13 protein-coding genes and 1 riboswitch are annotated in these 13,632 nt (G+C 37.7%); of the genes, 8 read left to right on the top strand and 5 right to left on the bottom strand.

All coding sequences use genetic code 11. The features are described from left to right. Window positions 1-21: 21 nt before the first annotated feature. Window positions 22-1,446 (top strand): bifunctional D-glycero-beta-D-manno-heptose-7-phosphate kinase/D-glycero-beta-D-manno-heptose 1-phosphate adenylyltransferase HldE, encoded by a 1,425-nt coding sequence (gene hldE, locus GTH24_RS16610; protein WP_072070068.1) that lies wholly within the window; start codon window positions 22-24, stop codon window positions 1,444-1,446. A gap of 97 nt (window positions 1,447-1,543) precedes the next feature. Here hldE and GTH24_RS16605 read toward each other — a convergent pair whose 3' ends face one another. Further along, window positions 1,544-2,248 carry a GntR family transcriptional regulator gene (locus tag GTH24_RS16605; RefSeq protein WP_087803486.1) on the bottom strand — a complete coding sequence of 235 codons (705 nt, stop codon included), beginning with the start codon at window positions 2,246-2,248 and terminating at the stop codon, window positions 1,544-1,546. Window positions 2,249-2,549: 301 nt separating this feature from the next. Between GTH24_RS16605 and GTH24_RS16600 the strand changes: the two genes are divergently transcribed. Both GTH24_RS16600 and GTH24_RS16595 read left to right on the top strand, forming a co-directional pair. Then, entirely contained in the window at window positions 2,550-4,178 is a 1,629-nt protein-coding gene (locus GTH24_RS16600; protein ID WP_164526722.1) for an alpha-glucoside-specific PTS transporter subunit IIBC, read from the top strand. Beyond that, window positions 4,178-5,500, top strand: a complete 1,323-nt coding sequence (locus GTH24_RS16595) for a 6-phospho-alpha-glucosidase (protein ID WP_164526721.1) — start codon at window positions 4,178-4,180, stop codon at window positions 5,498-5,500. The genes GTH24_RS16600 and GTH24_RS16595 overlap by 1 nt, the downstream gene beginning before the upstream one ends. 104 nt (window positions 5,501-5,604) lie before the next feature. Here the strand turns inward: GTH24_RS16595 and ubiK are convergent, their stop codons facing one another. Beyond that, entirely contained in the window at window positions 5,605-5,925 is a 321-nt protein-coding gene (ubiK, locus tag GTH24_RS16590) for a ubiquinone biosynthesis accessory factor UbiK (protein WP_164526720.1), read from the bottom strand. 202 nt (window positions 5,926-6,127) lie between these two features. Then, window positions 6,128-6,287: riboswitch (FMN riboswitch) on the top strand. Window positions 6,288-6,412: 125 nt separating this feature from the next. On the opposite strand from ubiK, the gene ribB reads away from it, so the two are divergent. From ribB to GTH24_RS22510, 4 genes are all read left to right on the top strand, one after another. Continuing rightward, window positions 6,413-7,066, top strand: coding sequence for a 3,4-dihydroxy-2-butanone-4-phosphate synthase (gene ribB / locus GTH24_RS16585; protein WP_072070063.1), 654 nt, complete (start codon window positions 6,413-6,415; stop codon window positions 7,064-7,066). Window positions 7,067-7,240: 174 nt separating this feature from the next. Continuing rightward, window positions 7,241-8,026: a 4,5-DOPA dioxygenase extradiol gene (gene ygiD, locus GTH24_RS16580; RefSeq protein ID WP_164526719.1), complete on the top strand. Its 786-nt coding sequence runs from the start codon at window positions 7,241-7,243 to the stop codon at window positions 8,024-8,026. A gap of 343 nt (window positions 8,027-8,369) precedes the next feature. Then, a complete protein-coding gene (locus GTH24_RS16575) occupies window positions 8,370-8,621 on the top strand; it encodes a type II toxin-antitoxin system CcdA family antitoxin (protein WP_241253987.1) in 252 nt (83 codons plus the stop codon). A gap of 110 nt (window positions 8,622-8,731) precedes the next feature. Further along, the gene (locus tag GTH24_RS22510; protein WP_350223691.1) at window positions 8,732-8,941 is read left to right on the top strand and encodes a CcdB family protein; all 210 of its coding nucleotides are present in this window, start codon (window positions 8,732-8,734) and stop codon (window positions 8,939-8,941) included. A gap of 99 nt (window positions 8,942-9,040) precedes the next feature. Here the strand turns inward: GTH24_RS22510 and GTH24_RS16565 are convergent, their stop codons facing one another. From GTH24_RS16565 to tolC, 3 genes are all read right to left on the bottom strand, one after another. Further along, window positions 9,041-10,204: a glutathionylspermidine synthase family protein gene (locus GTH24_RS16565; RefSeq protein ID WP_072070059.1), complete on the bottom strand. Its 1,164-nt coding sequence runs from the start codon at window positions 10,202-10,204 to the stop codon at window positions 9,041-9,043. A gap of 8 nt (window positions 10,205-10,212) precedes the next feature. Further along, complete coding sequence (locus GTH24_RS16560) at window positions 10,213-10,941, bottom strand: DUF1190 family protein (RefSeq protein ID WP_072070058.1); 729 nt, start codon at window positions 10,939-10,941, stop codon at window positions 10,213-10,215. Window positions 10,942-11,271: 330 nt separating this feature from the next. Next, a complete protein-coding gene (gene tolC, locus GTH24_RS16555) occupies window positions 11,272-12,666 on the bottom strand; it encodes an outer membrane channel protein TolC (protein WP_164526718.1) in 1,395 nt (464 codons plus the stop codon). A 213-nt stretch (window positions 12,667-12,879) separates the two neighbouring features. Between tolC and nudF the strand changes: the two genes are divergently transcribed. Further along, a complete protein-coding gene (nudF, locus tag GTH24_RS16550) occupies window positions 12,880-13,515 on the top strand; it encodes an ADP-ribose diphosphatase (protein WP_115350157.1) in 636 nt (211 codons plus the stop codon). Window positions 13,516-13,632 lie beyond the last annotated feature (117 nt).

The raw sequence follows: 13,632 nt of genomic DNA, 5'->3' as shown, positions 1-13,632 counted from the left end.
AAAATAAATGTGGAGTATGGGATGAAAGTAACGCTGCCGGATTTTAATAAGGCCAATGTACTGGTTGTCGGTGACGTCATGTTAGACCGCTATTGGTATGGCCCTACAAGCCGTATTTCACCAGAAGCCCCAGTGCCAGTGGTCAAAGTAGATACCACTGAAGAGCGCCCCGGCGGTGCGGCAAACGTGGCAATGAATATTGCTTCACTCGGTGCTAATTCACGTTTAGTGGGTTTAACGGGTATTGATGAAGCTGCCAAAGCATTGAGTAATACATTAAATCAGGTCAATGTACGCTGTGATTTTGTCTCTGTTGCGACACATCCAACCATTACAAAATTACGAGTGCTTTCACGTAATCAACAATTAATCCGTCTTGATTTTGAAGAAGGGTTTAGCAATGTTGATCCTCAGCCTATCTATGAACGTATTCAACAGGCGTTGCCTTCTATTGGCGCACTGATTTTATCAGATTACGCGAAAGGCGCACTTTCTCATGTTCAAGAAATGATCCAACTTGCAAAGAAAGCGGGTGTTCCTGTATTAATCGACCCTAAAGGGTGTGATTTTGAGCGTTATCGTGGAGCAACGTTATTAACGCCGAATATGTCAGAATTTGAACAAGTTGTCGGTGTTTGTAAAACCGATGATGAGCTGGTGGAAAAAGGCACGCAATTAGTTCGAGATTTAGAGCTTGATGCTTTACTGATCACACGTTCTGAACGTGGAATGAGCCTTATTCGAGCGAATGAAGCGCCATTACATTTACCAACACAAGCCCAAGAAGTTTATGATGTTACTGGTGCGGGCGATACAGTAATAGGTGTATTAGCAACCTCTTTAGCAGCAGGTAAACCTTTAGGTGAAGCTTGCTTCCTTGCAAATGCAGCAGCGGGTGTTGTGGTGGGTAAATTAGGGACATCGACAGTATCACCTATTGAACTGGAAAATGCCATTCGTGGCCGTGCCGACAACGGTTTTGGTATAATGGAAGAAGAACAATTAAAACAAGCAGTTGAATTAGCACGTCAGCGCGGCGAGCGCATTGTGATGACTAATGGATGTTTTGATATTCTTCACGCAGGTCATGTCAGTTATTTAGCAAATGCACGTAAATTAGGTGATCGCCTTATTGTTGCTGTGAATAGTGATGCATCAACTAAGCGATTAAAAGGTGAAACACGTCCTGTTAACCCATTAGAACAACGTATGACAGTGCTCGGAGCCTTAGGTGCAGTAGACTGGGTTGTTGCATTTGAGGAAGATACACCACAGCGCTTAATTGCCTCTGTCTTACCCGATATTTTAGTCAAGGGTGGGGATTATAAACCTGAAGATATCGCGGGTAGTAAAGAAGTTTGGGCGGCAGGCGGTGAAGTTAAAGTGTTGAATTTCGAAGACGGTATTTCGACAACAAACATTATTAATGCGATTAAAAAGAAATAATGGCATAAATTAACGACTAAAGGCACTCTTTGGAGTGCTTTTTTTTATAATAAAGAATCCAATTATTATAAATTTTTAATGATACTTTTATTAATGGTTATTGTTCTCTTTTTAAATGATACTCAACAATATAATCTTGAGTGTTTCTATACATAATTGAATAATTAATATAATCGCCCTGAGTACTATAGGATAATGTGCTGAGTCTTAATATTGGAATATTAGTTTCTATTTTTAATAATTGACAAATGTTGTTGTCAGGCATAATAGGGTGAAAAGTTTCATAACTTCCTGATATCTTTATTTGGCAAATATTTTCAATAAAATCAAATTTAGACCCTTCTAAATGAGTTAAAGTTAAATTACGAAAATATTTAACAGGCATATAACTGTCTTCAACAATAAGTGGTTTATTATCGACGTAACGTATTCGCCTTGAATAAAAAATACGTTCATTTGAATTGATACGTAATTTACTGGCAATAGATAAAGGACAGGGAATAACACGAAATTCTATGACTTCACTTTTTACATTATGACCTGTATTTGCCATTAATTCGACAAAGCCTTTTAGGCTAGCATTTTCATGATGGACATCTTTTTCTTTAATATAAGTCCCAGAGCCATGTTTTCTCTCTAATAATCCTGCGGTCACTAATAAATCCACTGCTTTACGTATTGTCATTCTCGATACGTTGTATTGTTGTGCTAATGATTTTTCTGCTGGTAAAGGGTCACCAATTTGGTATCCAGCCGAATTTATTTGAATTCTTAGGCTTTTTGCAATGTCTTTGTAGATCATTTTTATACCTCTTTTTATTCTTAAAATCGGCTCTCCTTATTTAATTTATCTTAATCTAATCTTTTGATATATAGGATAATCATTTATACCTCTAAAATGTGAACGTTATCAAAAAATAAAAAGTGATCTGCTTTTTAACTAAAAATGAGATCACTTTGCCTGAAAGATTAGTATGAATCAGATCACGAATAACTCATTTCAGATGAGAGAATAAAGAGAAAAGAATCTAATCTGAATTTACAGAAAAAAAATGAATTAAATAGCACATCGTTTCAGTAGCAGTAAATAAGAGGATATTTTTATGCTCAGTCAAATACAACGATTTGGTGGAGCCATGTTTACTCCTGTCCTGCTATTTCCATTTGCAGGTATTGTTGTAGGCATTGCCATTTTATTACAGAATCCATTATTTATTAGTGAAGATTTATTAAGACCCGATAGTTTATTTTCCCAAATTGTTCATATTATTGAAGAGGGAGGATGGACTGTTTTTCGTAATATGCCTCTTATTTTTGCAATTGGCTTACCAATCGGTTTAGCTAAAACTGCACAAGCAAGAGCTTGTCTTGCTGTAATGGTGAGCTTTCTCACTTGGAATTATTTTATTAATGCAATGGGAATAGTTTGGGGTAGTTATTTTGGTGTGGACTTTACAAGTGAGGTTGGCGGAAATAGTGGCTTAACGATGATCGCTGGAATAAAAACATTAGATACCAGTATTATTGGAGCGATTATTATTGCGGGTATAGTTACAGGTATTCATAATCGTTATTTTGATAAACAGCTTCCTGTCTTTTTAGGTATATTTCAAGGGACTTCGTATGTTGTGTTAATTAGTTTCTTTGTTATGTTACCGTTAGCATGGATAACATTATTTTTCTGGCCAAAAGTACAAATTGGTATTCAATCTTTGCAAGTATTTATGGTTGAATCTGGCTCTTTAGGTGTTTGGATATATACATTTCTTGAACGTATTTTAATTCCTACTGGCCTACATCACTTTATTTATGGCCCATTTATTTTTGGCCCTGCAGTCACTGAACATGGAATTCAAGTTGATTGGGCTCAAAATATGCAATATTTCAGTCAAAGCACTGAATCTTTAAAAGAGCTATTTCCTGAAGGGGGTTTTGCACTACATGGTAATAGCAAAGTCTTTGGTTCTATTGGTATAGCACTTGCTCTTTATTTTACTGCTGCACCTAAAAATAGAGCCAAAATTGCAGGTTTACTTATACCCTCTGCATTGACCGCTGTATTCGTGGGAATAACAGAACCTTTAGAGTTCACCTTCTTATTTATCTCTCCGTTATTGTTTGCCATTCATGCCGTGTTAGCTGCCACATTAGCGACAACACTTTATCACTTTGGGGTTGTCGGAAATATGGGGGGAGGGATCATCGATAATTTTCTTCCTATGAATTGGATCCCAATGTTTCATAACCATTACGGAATGATTATTACACAAATAGTCATTGGGCTTATTTTTACAATGATTTGGTTTGTGGTGTTTAGAACATTAATTATCAAACTTAATTTAAAAACACCCGGTCGTGAAGAGGATGATGAAGAGATCAAGCTTTATAGCAAACAAGATTATAAAAATAAAAAGTCACAGGCTTCAGATAGTTCAAAAACAGCAAAAGAAGACCACAAACTCGCACTTCCTAAAGGCATTCTTGAAGGTTTAGGGGGAGGTGCAAATATCAAATCTTTAAATAACTGTGCAACACGTTTACGCATTGAAGTGATTGATAATGAAGTAGTTGAAACAGATGTCTATTTTAAAGGGCTCGGTGTACATGGTGTAGTGCGTAAAGGCCATGCATTGCAAATCATTATCGGGCTACACGTTTCTCAAGTAAGAGACAAAATTGAACAACTTATGACAGAAGATCCACAAAAAATCACCTTGTCGGAGGCTATATAATGAAGAAGTTCTCAGTCGTAATTGCAGGTGGCGGTAGTACATTTACACCCGGTATTATTTTGATGCTACTGGAAAATTTAAAACGTTTTCCATTAAGAGCCATCAAATTTTATGACAACGATGCCGAGAGGCAAGAGACCATTGCTAAAGCTTGTGAAATAATTCTTACTGAAAAAGCACCTGAAATTGAATTTTGCTATACCACAGATCCTAAAACTGCCTTTACGGATGTTGATTTTGTTATGGCTCATATTCGTGTTGGTAAATATCCAATGCGTGAAAAAGATGAAAAAATCCCTTTACGCCACGGTGTCTTAGGGCAAGAAACCTGTGGGCCTGGTGGTATTGCTTATGGTATGCGTTCTATTGGTGGTGTATTAGAATTGGTTGAATATATGGAAAAATATTCACCAAATGCATGGATGTTAAATTATTCTAACCCAGCAGCCATTGTTGCCGAAGCTACGCGCCGCTTAAAGCCGAATGCAAAAATCTTAAATATTTGTGATATGCCAATTGGTATTGAGTCACGTATGGCGCAGATTGCAGGATTAAAATCACGTAAGGAGATGCGTGTCCGCTATTACGGCTTAAATCACTTTGGTTGGTGGACGCAAGTTGAAGACTTGCAAGGTAATGATTTACTGCCTATTATTCGTAAACATGTTGCTGAGCATGGTTATATTCCTAAAGTAGAAGGAGAGCCTGTTGAAGCAAGCTGGAACGATACTTTTGGTAAGGCAAAAGATGTTTGGGCGCTAGATCCAGCAACTATGCCAAATACATACTTGAAATATTATTTGTTCCCTGATTATGTTGTTGCGCATTCAGATCCCCATCATACGCGTGCTAATGAAGTGATGGAACACAGAGAAAAGAACGTTTTCAGTGCTTGTCGAGCTATTACAGCAGCGGGTAAATCATCAGCAGGCCATCTTGAAATAGATGAACATGCCTCTTACATTGTCGATCTTGCGACGGCTATCGCGTTTAATACTCAAGAAAGAATGTTGCTGATCGTTCCTAACAACGGATCAATTATTAATTTTGATCCTGAAGCAATGGTTGAGATCCCTTGTATTGTCGGAAGCCATGGACCAGAACCTTTAGTCATGGGCAAAATTCCATTGTTCCAAAAAGGGATGATGAGTCAGCAAGTTGCCGTTGAAAAATTAGTGGTAGAAGCCTGGATTGAAAAATCCTATTTGAAACTGTGGCAAGCCATTACGATGTCTAAAACTGTGCCAAGCGCGACTGTCGCAAAAGCAATTCTAGATGATTTAATTGAAGTAAATAAAGACTATTGGCCAGAATTAAAATAGTGAGTAATTAATTTACAGAGCATATAAAAAAATAACCCTGTGTCTGGGTAAGATACAGGGTTTTTGCTTTATTAATAAAGAGAATAACTAATAAAGTAAATGGATTAAGCTTTATTTTCTGTTTGAGTTTCTACTGTAATTTCAACGTCTTCAACTTGGATAACTTCAGCTTGAGGTTTTGCAATCAGACCAGCTTCTAGCTCATTTAAACGGTGTTCTAAGCGTGTTAGTTTTTCACGAGTGCGTAATAAGACTTGAGTCTGTACATCAAACTCTTCGCGATTGACTAAATCCAACTTGTTTAATTGAGATTGCAGAACAGTGCGGATTTTTTTATCAATATCATCACCAAAATCTTTGATACCTTGTGGCAAAACGTTTTGGATTTGGCGCGCGACTTGTTCAAGTTTTTTCGGGTCCAACATGGGAAGTCCTCACAAATAAAATAGAAAGCTGAGGCTAAGTGTAATATGAGGACTGAGGGAATAAAACCAGATATCAGGATTATTGTTATTTTTTTATTATAAATCGTTAAATAACCGTATGTCATAAAGTGATTATGTGATTAAACAAGTATTGTCACGGATTGATGATTGCCACTTATAATTTTAAAGCGTATAGTTTCTTCGTTAATCTCAGGGCGGGGTGAAAGTCCCCACCGGCGGTAGATACTTGAAGATCCAAGTAAAGCCCGCGAGCGCTTTGTGTTGCCATTGTAATGCAAAGGTCAGCAGATCCAGTGTGATTCTGGAGCCGACAGTTAAAGTCTGGATGGGAGAGAATAAAATAGCATCAGTAGGATCATTGTATCCATTCCTGTTGTTTCTGCTTATATTTTTTATTAAGCAGAGATCCACTCCTAAGACTGCCCTGGTTCTGGTAACTTTCATTAATTATTGAGGTTTTTTTACCATGAATCAGACGCTACTTTCCGAATTCGGTAATCCATTTGAGCGTGTTGAACTTGCTCTTGAAGCCCTTCGTGCTGGTAAAGGCGTGATGGTGCTCGACGACGAGAACCGCGAAAATGAAGGCGATATGGTTTTCGCAGCAGAAACAATGACCACAGAACAAATGGCGATGTCTATTCGTCATGGTAGTGGCATTGTGTGTTTATGCATTACAGAAGAACGCCGTCAGCAACTTGATTTGCCTATGATGGTGGAAAATAACACCAGCCATTTCCATACAGCATTTACAGTAACGATTGAAGCAGCACAAGGTGTAACAACAGGTGTTTCAGCATCTGATCGTTTAACCACAGTACGTGCAGCGGCAGCTGACAATGCAAAACCAAGTGATTTGAATCGTCCTGGTCATGTATTTCCATTACGTGGCCAACCTGGTGGTGTGTTAACTCGTGGTGGGCACACAGAAGCGTCAATTGATTTAGCAACATTAGCCGGTTTTAAACCTGTTGCAGTGTTATGCGAATTAACCAATGACGATGGCACAATGGCGAGAGCACCTGAAGTGATTACTTTTGCTAAAAAGCACAATATGCCTGTGTTAACTATTGAAGACTTAGTGGCTTATCGTCTTCGTGAGGAGAAAAAAGCTGGCTGAAATTAACATGTTATAACCGACACTGAAAACACACACACTTATTCAAGCCACTTAAGGAAACTTAGGTGGCTTTTTTCATATTTTTTGAATAACTATTTCATACTTCTTTGACTATATTTCAAGTAAGAAGGCGCTATGCTAACGCCATAAGATCACAAGCCATAAGAGGTGATTATGGACACAAAAATGATGCCAGCGCTATTTATTGGACATGGTAGCCCAATGAATGTATTAGAAGACAATACATATACTCGCCTCTGGTCAAAATTAGGGGAAACGCTTCCTCAACCTAAAGCGATTTTAGTGATTTCTGCCCATTGGTATACCGATGGAACTTATGTAACGGCAATGTCTCAACCAAAGACAATTCATGATTTTTATGGGTTTCCAGCAGAATTATATGCAATAGAATACCCAGCGCGAGGTTCAATAGGCTTAGCTGCGCTGATTGAAGATCTTATTGATCCGATTAAATTAAAACTCGATATGGATCAATGGGGATTCGATCATGGTAGTTGGGGGATACTCGAAAAAATGTACCCCAATGCGAATATTCCTGTTGTTCAATTAAGCATTGATGCTAACCAGTCAGCGCAATGGCATTATGAATTAGGGCAAAAGCTGGTTGAATTACGTAAAGAAGGCGTTTTAATTATTGGTAGCGGTAATATCGTTCATAATTTAAGAATGATGGACTGGCAAAATAGCGATGCGACACCTTATCCTTGGGCACTTTTGTTTAGTGAAACCGTAGAACACAGTCTACAAAGCGATAAAGTGCCAACTGATCTTTTTACGATTTTATCAACGCAAGAAGGGCAATTGTCTCATCCAACTGCAGAGCATTTTTTACCTGCGTTATACCTATTAGGTTTAAAACAAGACGGTGAAAAAGTGACATTGCTGAACAATGATATTGTGAATAAATCGCTCAGTATGATGACATTTCAAATTGGATAAGATTGTTCAATAAACTCAATTTACAAAATCTAAAGGTCAAATTCACTTTTATAGAATTTGGCCTTTTTTATATTAAATATAATGTATCGACTCATTATATTTCCCTCGTTGTTGATCTTTCCAATTTTCTATATAGATATAATGAATAATCTTAACATTTTGTTTATATTGGATTTATTTTTGTTTGGCGAAAGTTTTGATAAACTTCATAGCTATTAGATGAATGCTTTTTATATTTCTCTAAATAAGTTAATTATGTTTTTTGAATATCTCCCAGTTTGATGTTGATAATTATCTGCTCTACACTTTTGCACATAAATGATGCACATAAATGGAGCTTATAATGAAAACATTGACGATGAGTATAAAAGATAAACGAGGAGTTAATGTGTATCTAACTGTAAAATTGGTGGATGAAGCGCGAGAGCTTGGAATTAATTTATCAGCAACACTCGATCAAATGTTATCTGATGCCATTCGTGAAAAAAAGCGGGAACAGTGGAAAGCTGAAAATAAAAATGGCATTCAAGCTCTTAATGAATTCGAACAGGAAATGGGGTTATTTACTGATGATGATGAATATAGGGTTATTTAATGTCTCAATACACAATATATCGTAATAAATCCCTTAAATCGAAAGAATAGTACCCTTATTTTATTGATATTCAAAATGAACTACTAAGTGATATTGATTCTCGGGTCATTATGCCGATTACTCAGTTATCACATAAGAACTCTCAAATAGAGATATTGGCACCTGTTATTGAAATAGATAATCAGAAATATGTTGTTATGACGGAATCTATAACAACCGTAGCAAAGAGTAAGTTAAGAACAGTTGATATTGTGTGTGTTAGGCCTGAGCTTCATACAGCAATAGTGTCTGCTATGGATATGATCATTTCTGGAATATAGTCTTATATTGAAATCATCAAAATAGAAAGCTATTTTGAATAAAGAAACACCTTACCGCTAACAAGCAATAAGGTGCTCAATATAATTTTAAGATTTCTATCAATCTAAAATAATATGTGGATAGAATCGTGAGAGATCTTGTGTAATAAGCTCCCTATCTTCTCTGATGCATATACCCGCAGATTGATCGTTTACCAGCCAGCTACCAATTAATGTATAGCTATCACCAAATTTTGGTAGTGGATGGAAATCTTGAACAATAAAGCCTTCTTCACCGTAAGGGCCATCTGCAACAGCAATATCTTTACCATTTTCAACAATACGAATATTCGCACCTTCGCGTGAAAATAGAGGCTTGATAACATAACGAGATAATGAATCAGGCGCTTTACCCTCATAGAAATAAGCAGGTAGCAGGTTAGGGTGATTAGGGAACATTTCCCATAGCATTGGCAATAATGCTTTATTTGAGATAATGCTCTTCCAAGAAGGTTCTAACCAACGAATACCCGCATCAGCCAATTTAGTTGAGAAGTCTTCACGGAACATAAATTCCCAAGGGTAAAGCTTAAACATATTGCTGATTATCTGATCTTGCAGATCAGTTAATTCACCACGCTCACCTAAACCCAGATCTTCAATAAAGACAAAGTCAGTTGTGACGCCGGCTTCTTCAGCACAATCTTGTAAATATTGAACTGTACCGCGATCTTCTTCAGTGTCTTGGCAACAAGACATATGCAGATAACGCATTCCGTATTGATCACGAAGCTCAGCAAAGCGATCAATTAATTTTTCTTGAATACTATTAAATTGATCGGCATTTTGCGGTAAACGACCTGCATTAACTTGATCTTCAAGCCAGATCCATTGAAAAAAAGCAGATTCATACAGTGAAGTTGGCGTATCTGCATTATTTTCTAACAGTTTTGCCGGACTTTTACCGTCATAGGCTAAATCAAGACGTGAATAGAGTGAAGGTTGAGATGATTTCCAAGAATCACGAACAAAATCCCAGCAGTGACGCGGGATTTGAAAGCGTGTTAGTAACTCTTCACTGTTCGCCACTTTATCAGCGACTTGTAAGCACATCTGATGAAGCTCTTCTGTGGTTTCTTCTAGGGTTTCAACTTCATCCATTGAGAATTGATAATAAGCATCTTCAGACCAATAAGGCTCGCCATACATGGTATGAAAGTTAAAGCCAAATTCAGTCGCTTTTTCACGCCAATCCGGGCGTTCAATAATATTTTCGCGTTTCATGGTGTTAATTAACCACCTGAACGGTAAGAAGATGAACCCGTTGAGCTACGATTATTATTCGTTGCACTGGTACGTTGAGCCGCAGCTTGTCTTGATACTGTATTACCAAAGCCACCACGAGTTACCGTTGAGGTTGTTGATGGTTTTGGAGTCATTGCTGTTTTTGGTACGTTCATTTGACGACCACCAACCGCAGGACCATAGTTACGGCCTGTCGCATCCACAAATTTACCATTTGCAGGGCTGGTTGGATTACGCGAACTAAACAGTGGTTGTGCTGGTGCGCCACCACCCATTAGGCGACCCATCATATAGCCCGCCATTAATGGCATAAAGAAGCTACCGCCGGAGTTAGCTTGAGCCATTTGCGAGCTATCTGGGCTTAAATTATTGGCATTTTCAGTACTAACAGGCTGTCCATCTATAGATGCTGTTTGTGTACATTGTGCATCACCAAATTCAGCTACACAGTCTTCTAATGTTGCGTATTTAGGTGCTGTACGCTGCGCTTCTTGCAATGCAGTGCGATAAGAGTCTTCACACTGTGCTGCTTGTGAAGGGTTTGCTTGAGCACATTCTTGTGCGTTCATATACAGTGAAACTGTCTCGTCGCTCTCTTCACATCCTGAAAGCGCAAATACAGCAGTGATGGCGATTGCAACAGGCGCCAGACGATAAGGACGAAATGCTTTACGAAAAGCATCACGATTAATCGATTTGGTACGTTTCATTGGCATATTGGTAAGATCCATAAAAGGTAAAACGTTCAAAATAAAAGCTAGGATAGGTTAAATAGTCTAGAAAATAAATAAGAAACACCTAATCATCAAGGATAACCAGAAATTTGTGATCTTTATAAGGTTAAGAGTAATAAAATTCGGTAAATCCTCTCTTTTTAACCTAATTGTGATTAAGGTATTTGTTAATACAAGAATATAGATATTGTTGAGATCTTAATTTAATTCATAACACAATATCTTATGTGAAGATAAAGCATAAAAAAAACCGCTTATCAGTTTATCGCTGAAAGCGGCTTTTTATAAGAAACTAACTTATTAATTCACCATTTAAGGTGCAACGTTAAGTACAGGACTCGTCAGTGGGCGAATAATGCTATCTGGTGAAGTTGAAATTTCTTCTCCTAGTGCATTATTAAGCTGAATTAAGTCATTTTCGTTTAATGTACCACGTGCGTATTCAATATTTAATTGGTTGATTAAATAGTCATAACGTGCGTTAGATAATTTCTGTTTGGCATCGTAAAGTGTTGTTGTAGCATTTAACACATCAACAATAGTACGAGTACCTACTTGATAACCTGCTTCAGTTGCATCTAATGAACTTTGTGCAGAAACAACAACTTGTTGATATGCTTTGATGCTACTGATTGATGCAGAAATATTGTTATAAGAAGAACGCGCGATTTGGACAATAGAGCGATAAACCGACTCTAATTGTTCGCTGGCACTAGTAAAGTCATATTGTGCTTGTTCAACTTGTGAGCTTGTTCTGCCACCGGTATATAATGGAATTTTAACAGATAAACCAATACTATTTTGACCACTGTAACTATTACGGCTACTAACATCTGCTGGTGGTAATGCACTACCATGATTATGGCTATTGGATACGCCTGTTGATGCATTTAAATCGACAGTAGGCAAGTGACCTGATTGAGCTAAACGAATATTTTCGCGCGCTAAATCTTGGCCTAAACGTGCACTCAATAAACTTAAGTTACGCTCTTCGGCATCTTTTAACAGTTTCTCAATAGAATCTGGAGAGGTTGTTGAAAAACGGCTGATGTTTAGTGATGCCAGATTAATGTAATAGATACCACTGACTTGGCGCAGTTTCTCTAATGCGTTATCTAACTGGTTACGACCAGACACTTCTTGTGCCAGTACGCTATCATAATTTGCACGCGCATTTTGTACGTCAGTAATTGCAACTAAACCTACATTAAAACGTTGAGTTGTTTGATCTAACTGACGGTAAACTTGTTCTTTTTGCGCTTCAATAAATGATAATGAATCAATAGCACGCAAAACATCAAAGTAAGCGGTAGCAGTGTCTAAAATCAGCTTTTGCTGACTTGTTTGGTAAGTGACATCACTCATACCCGCTGTTTTTTCTTGCAGGTTTAACTGGCGCCATAATGACATGTTAAACACACTTTGAGTTAGCGTTAAACTTGCGCCAATAGAATTGGATTCGGTATCTTTTGCGTCACGGTAACCGCTTTTATAATCTGCGGATGCGCCTAATCCTAATTGTGGTAATAATGAACCACGAACTTCATTGATTTTTTCAAAAGCGCTGTTTCGTTCCGCTAATGACTTGCGTAACTCAGGGTTACTGTCCTTTGCTTTTTGATAAACTTGAAGCAGATCCTCAGCCTGACTTGCAGTGCTGAATCCTGCCAAACTCATCGTGACCAAAAGAGAGAGCAGTTTTTTCATTTTAATTCCTTTTTGCAACAGTTTCGCTGAGTTGCCTCTGTTAATCTTGATTGGGGATAATTCTAGCAGATTGTTTCCCTAAGTAGGGGTAGCCATTTGTGCCATATCCTTTTATTTTAGATTAACTTTACATGAATTGTTGGCAAATTTCTTTAAATCTGTATTAAACGTAAGCAATAAAAAGACTCTTAAATGTAACTTAAGGAACATTGTATGAAGAAAAGGGAAAATATACCATTTTTATACGGTCGTGAAGACGTGAAATTGCTCAATCAAAGAGATTTATATAAAGGCTTTTTCCGTATGACCGAGTACCGCTTTAAACACCGCCTTTTTGAAGGTGGGTGGAGTGAAGAAGTCAAACGTGAAGTATTTGAGCGAGGCAATGCGGGTGTTTTGTTAGCTTATGATCCTAAACGTGATGAAGTCGTATTAATTGAGCAAATTCGTATTCCTGCGTATGAAACTAGTGAGACACCTTGGTTGCTAGAAGTGATTGCCGGTATGGTTGAACAAGGCGAAAGTCCAGAAGATGTTGTTAGACGTGAAGCCCAAGAAGAAGCGGGCGTTATCGTTGGGCGATGTGAGCCAATTATTAGTTACCTTTCTAGTCCTGGTGGCACCAGTGAAAGAATGCATGTCTATGTTGGCGAAGTTGATGCAACAACGGCAAAAGGTATTCATGGGTTAGCGTGTGAGAACGAAGATATTCGTGTTCATGTAGTGAGCCGAGAACAAGCCTATCGTTGGGTTGAAGAAGGCGTTATTGATAATGCGGCCTCTGTTATTGCTCTGCAATGGTTACAACTTCATCATATTGCACTAAGAGAGCGTTGGTCAGTAATTTAATGCATGAATAAACGGTTAAAGGGTGTTTTTAACGATATTATCAAGTAGAGTAACTATCTCTAAGTATACGATATCAAATGAATTAAATTGTAAAATGAAGTGAAAAAAACGTGACTG

The sequence above is a fragment of the Proteus vulgaris genome, assembly GCF_011045815.1.
In the GTDB taxonomy this organism is placed as follows: Bacteria; Pseudomonadota; Gammaproteobacteria; order Enterobacterales; family Enterobacteriaceae; genus Proteus; species Proteus vulgaris_B.
Note: the sequence above shows the minus strand (reverse complement) of the source record. Positions and strands in the feature narration are given on the sequence as shown.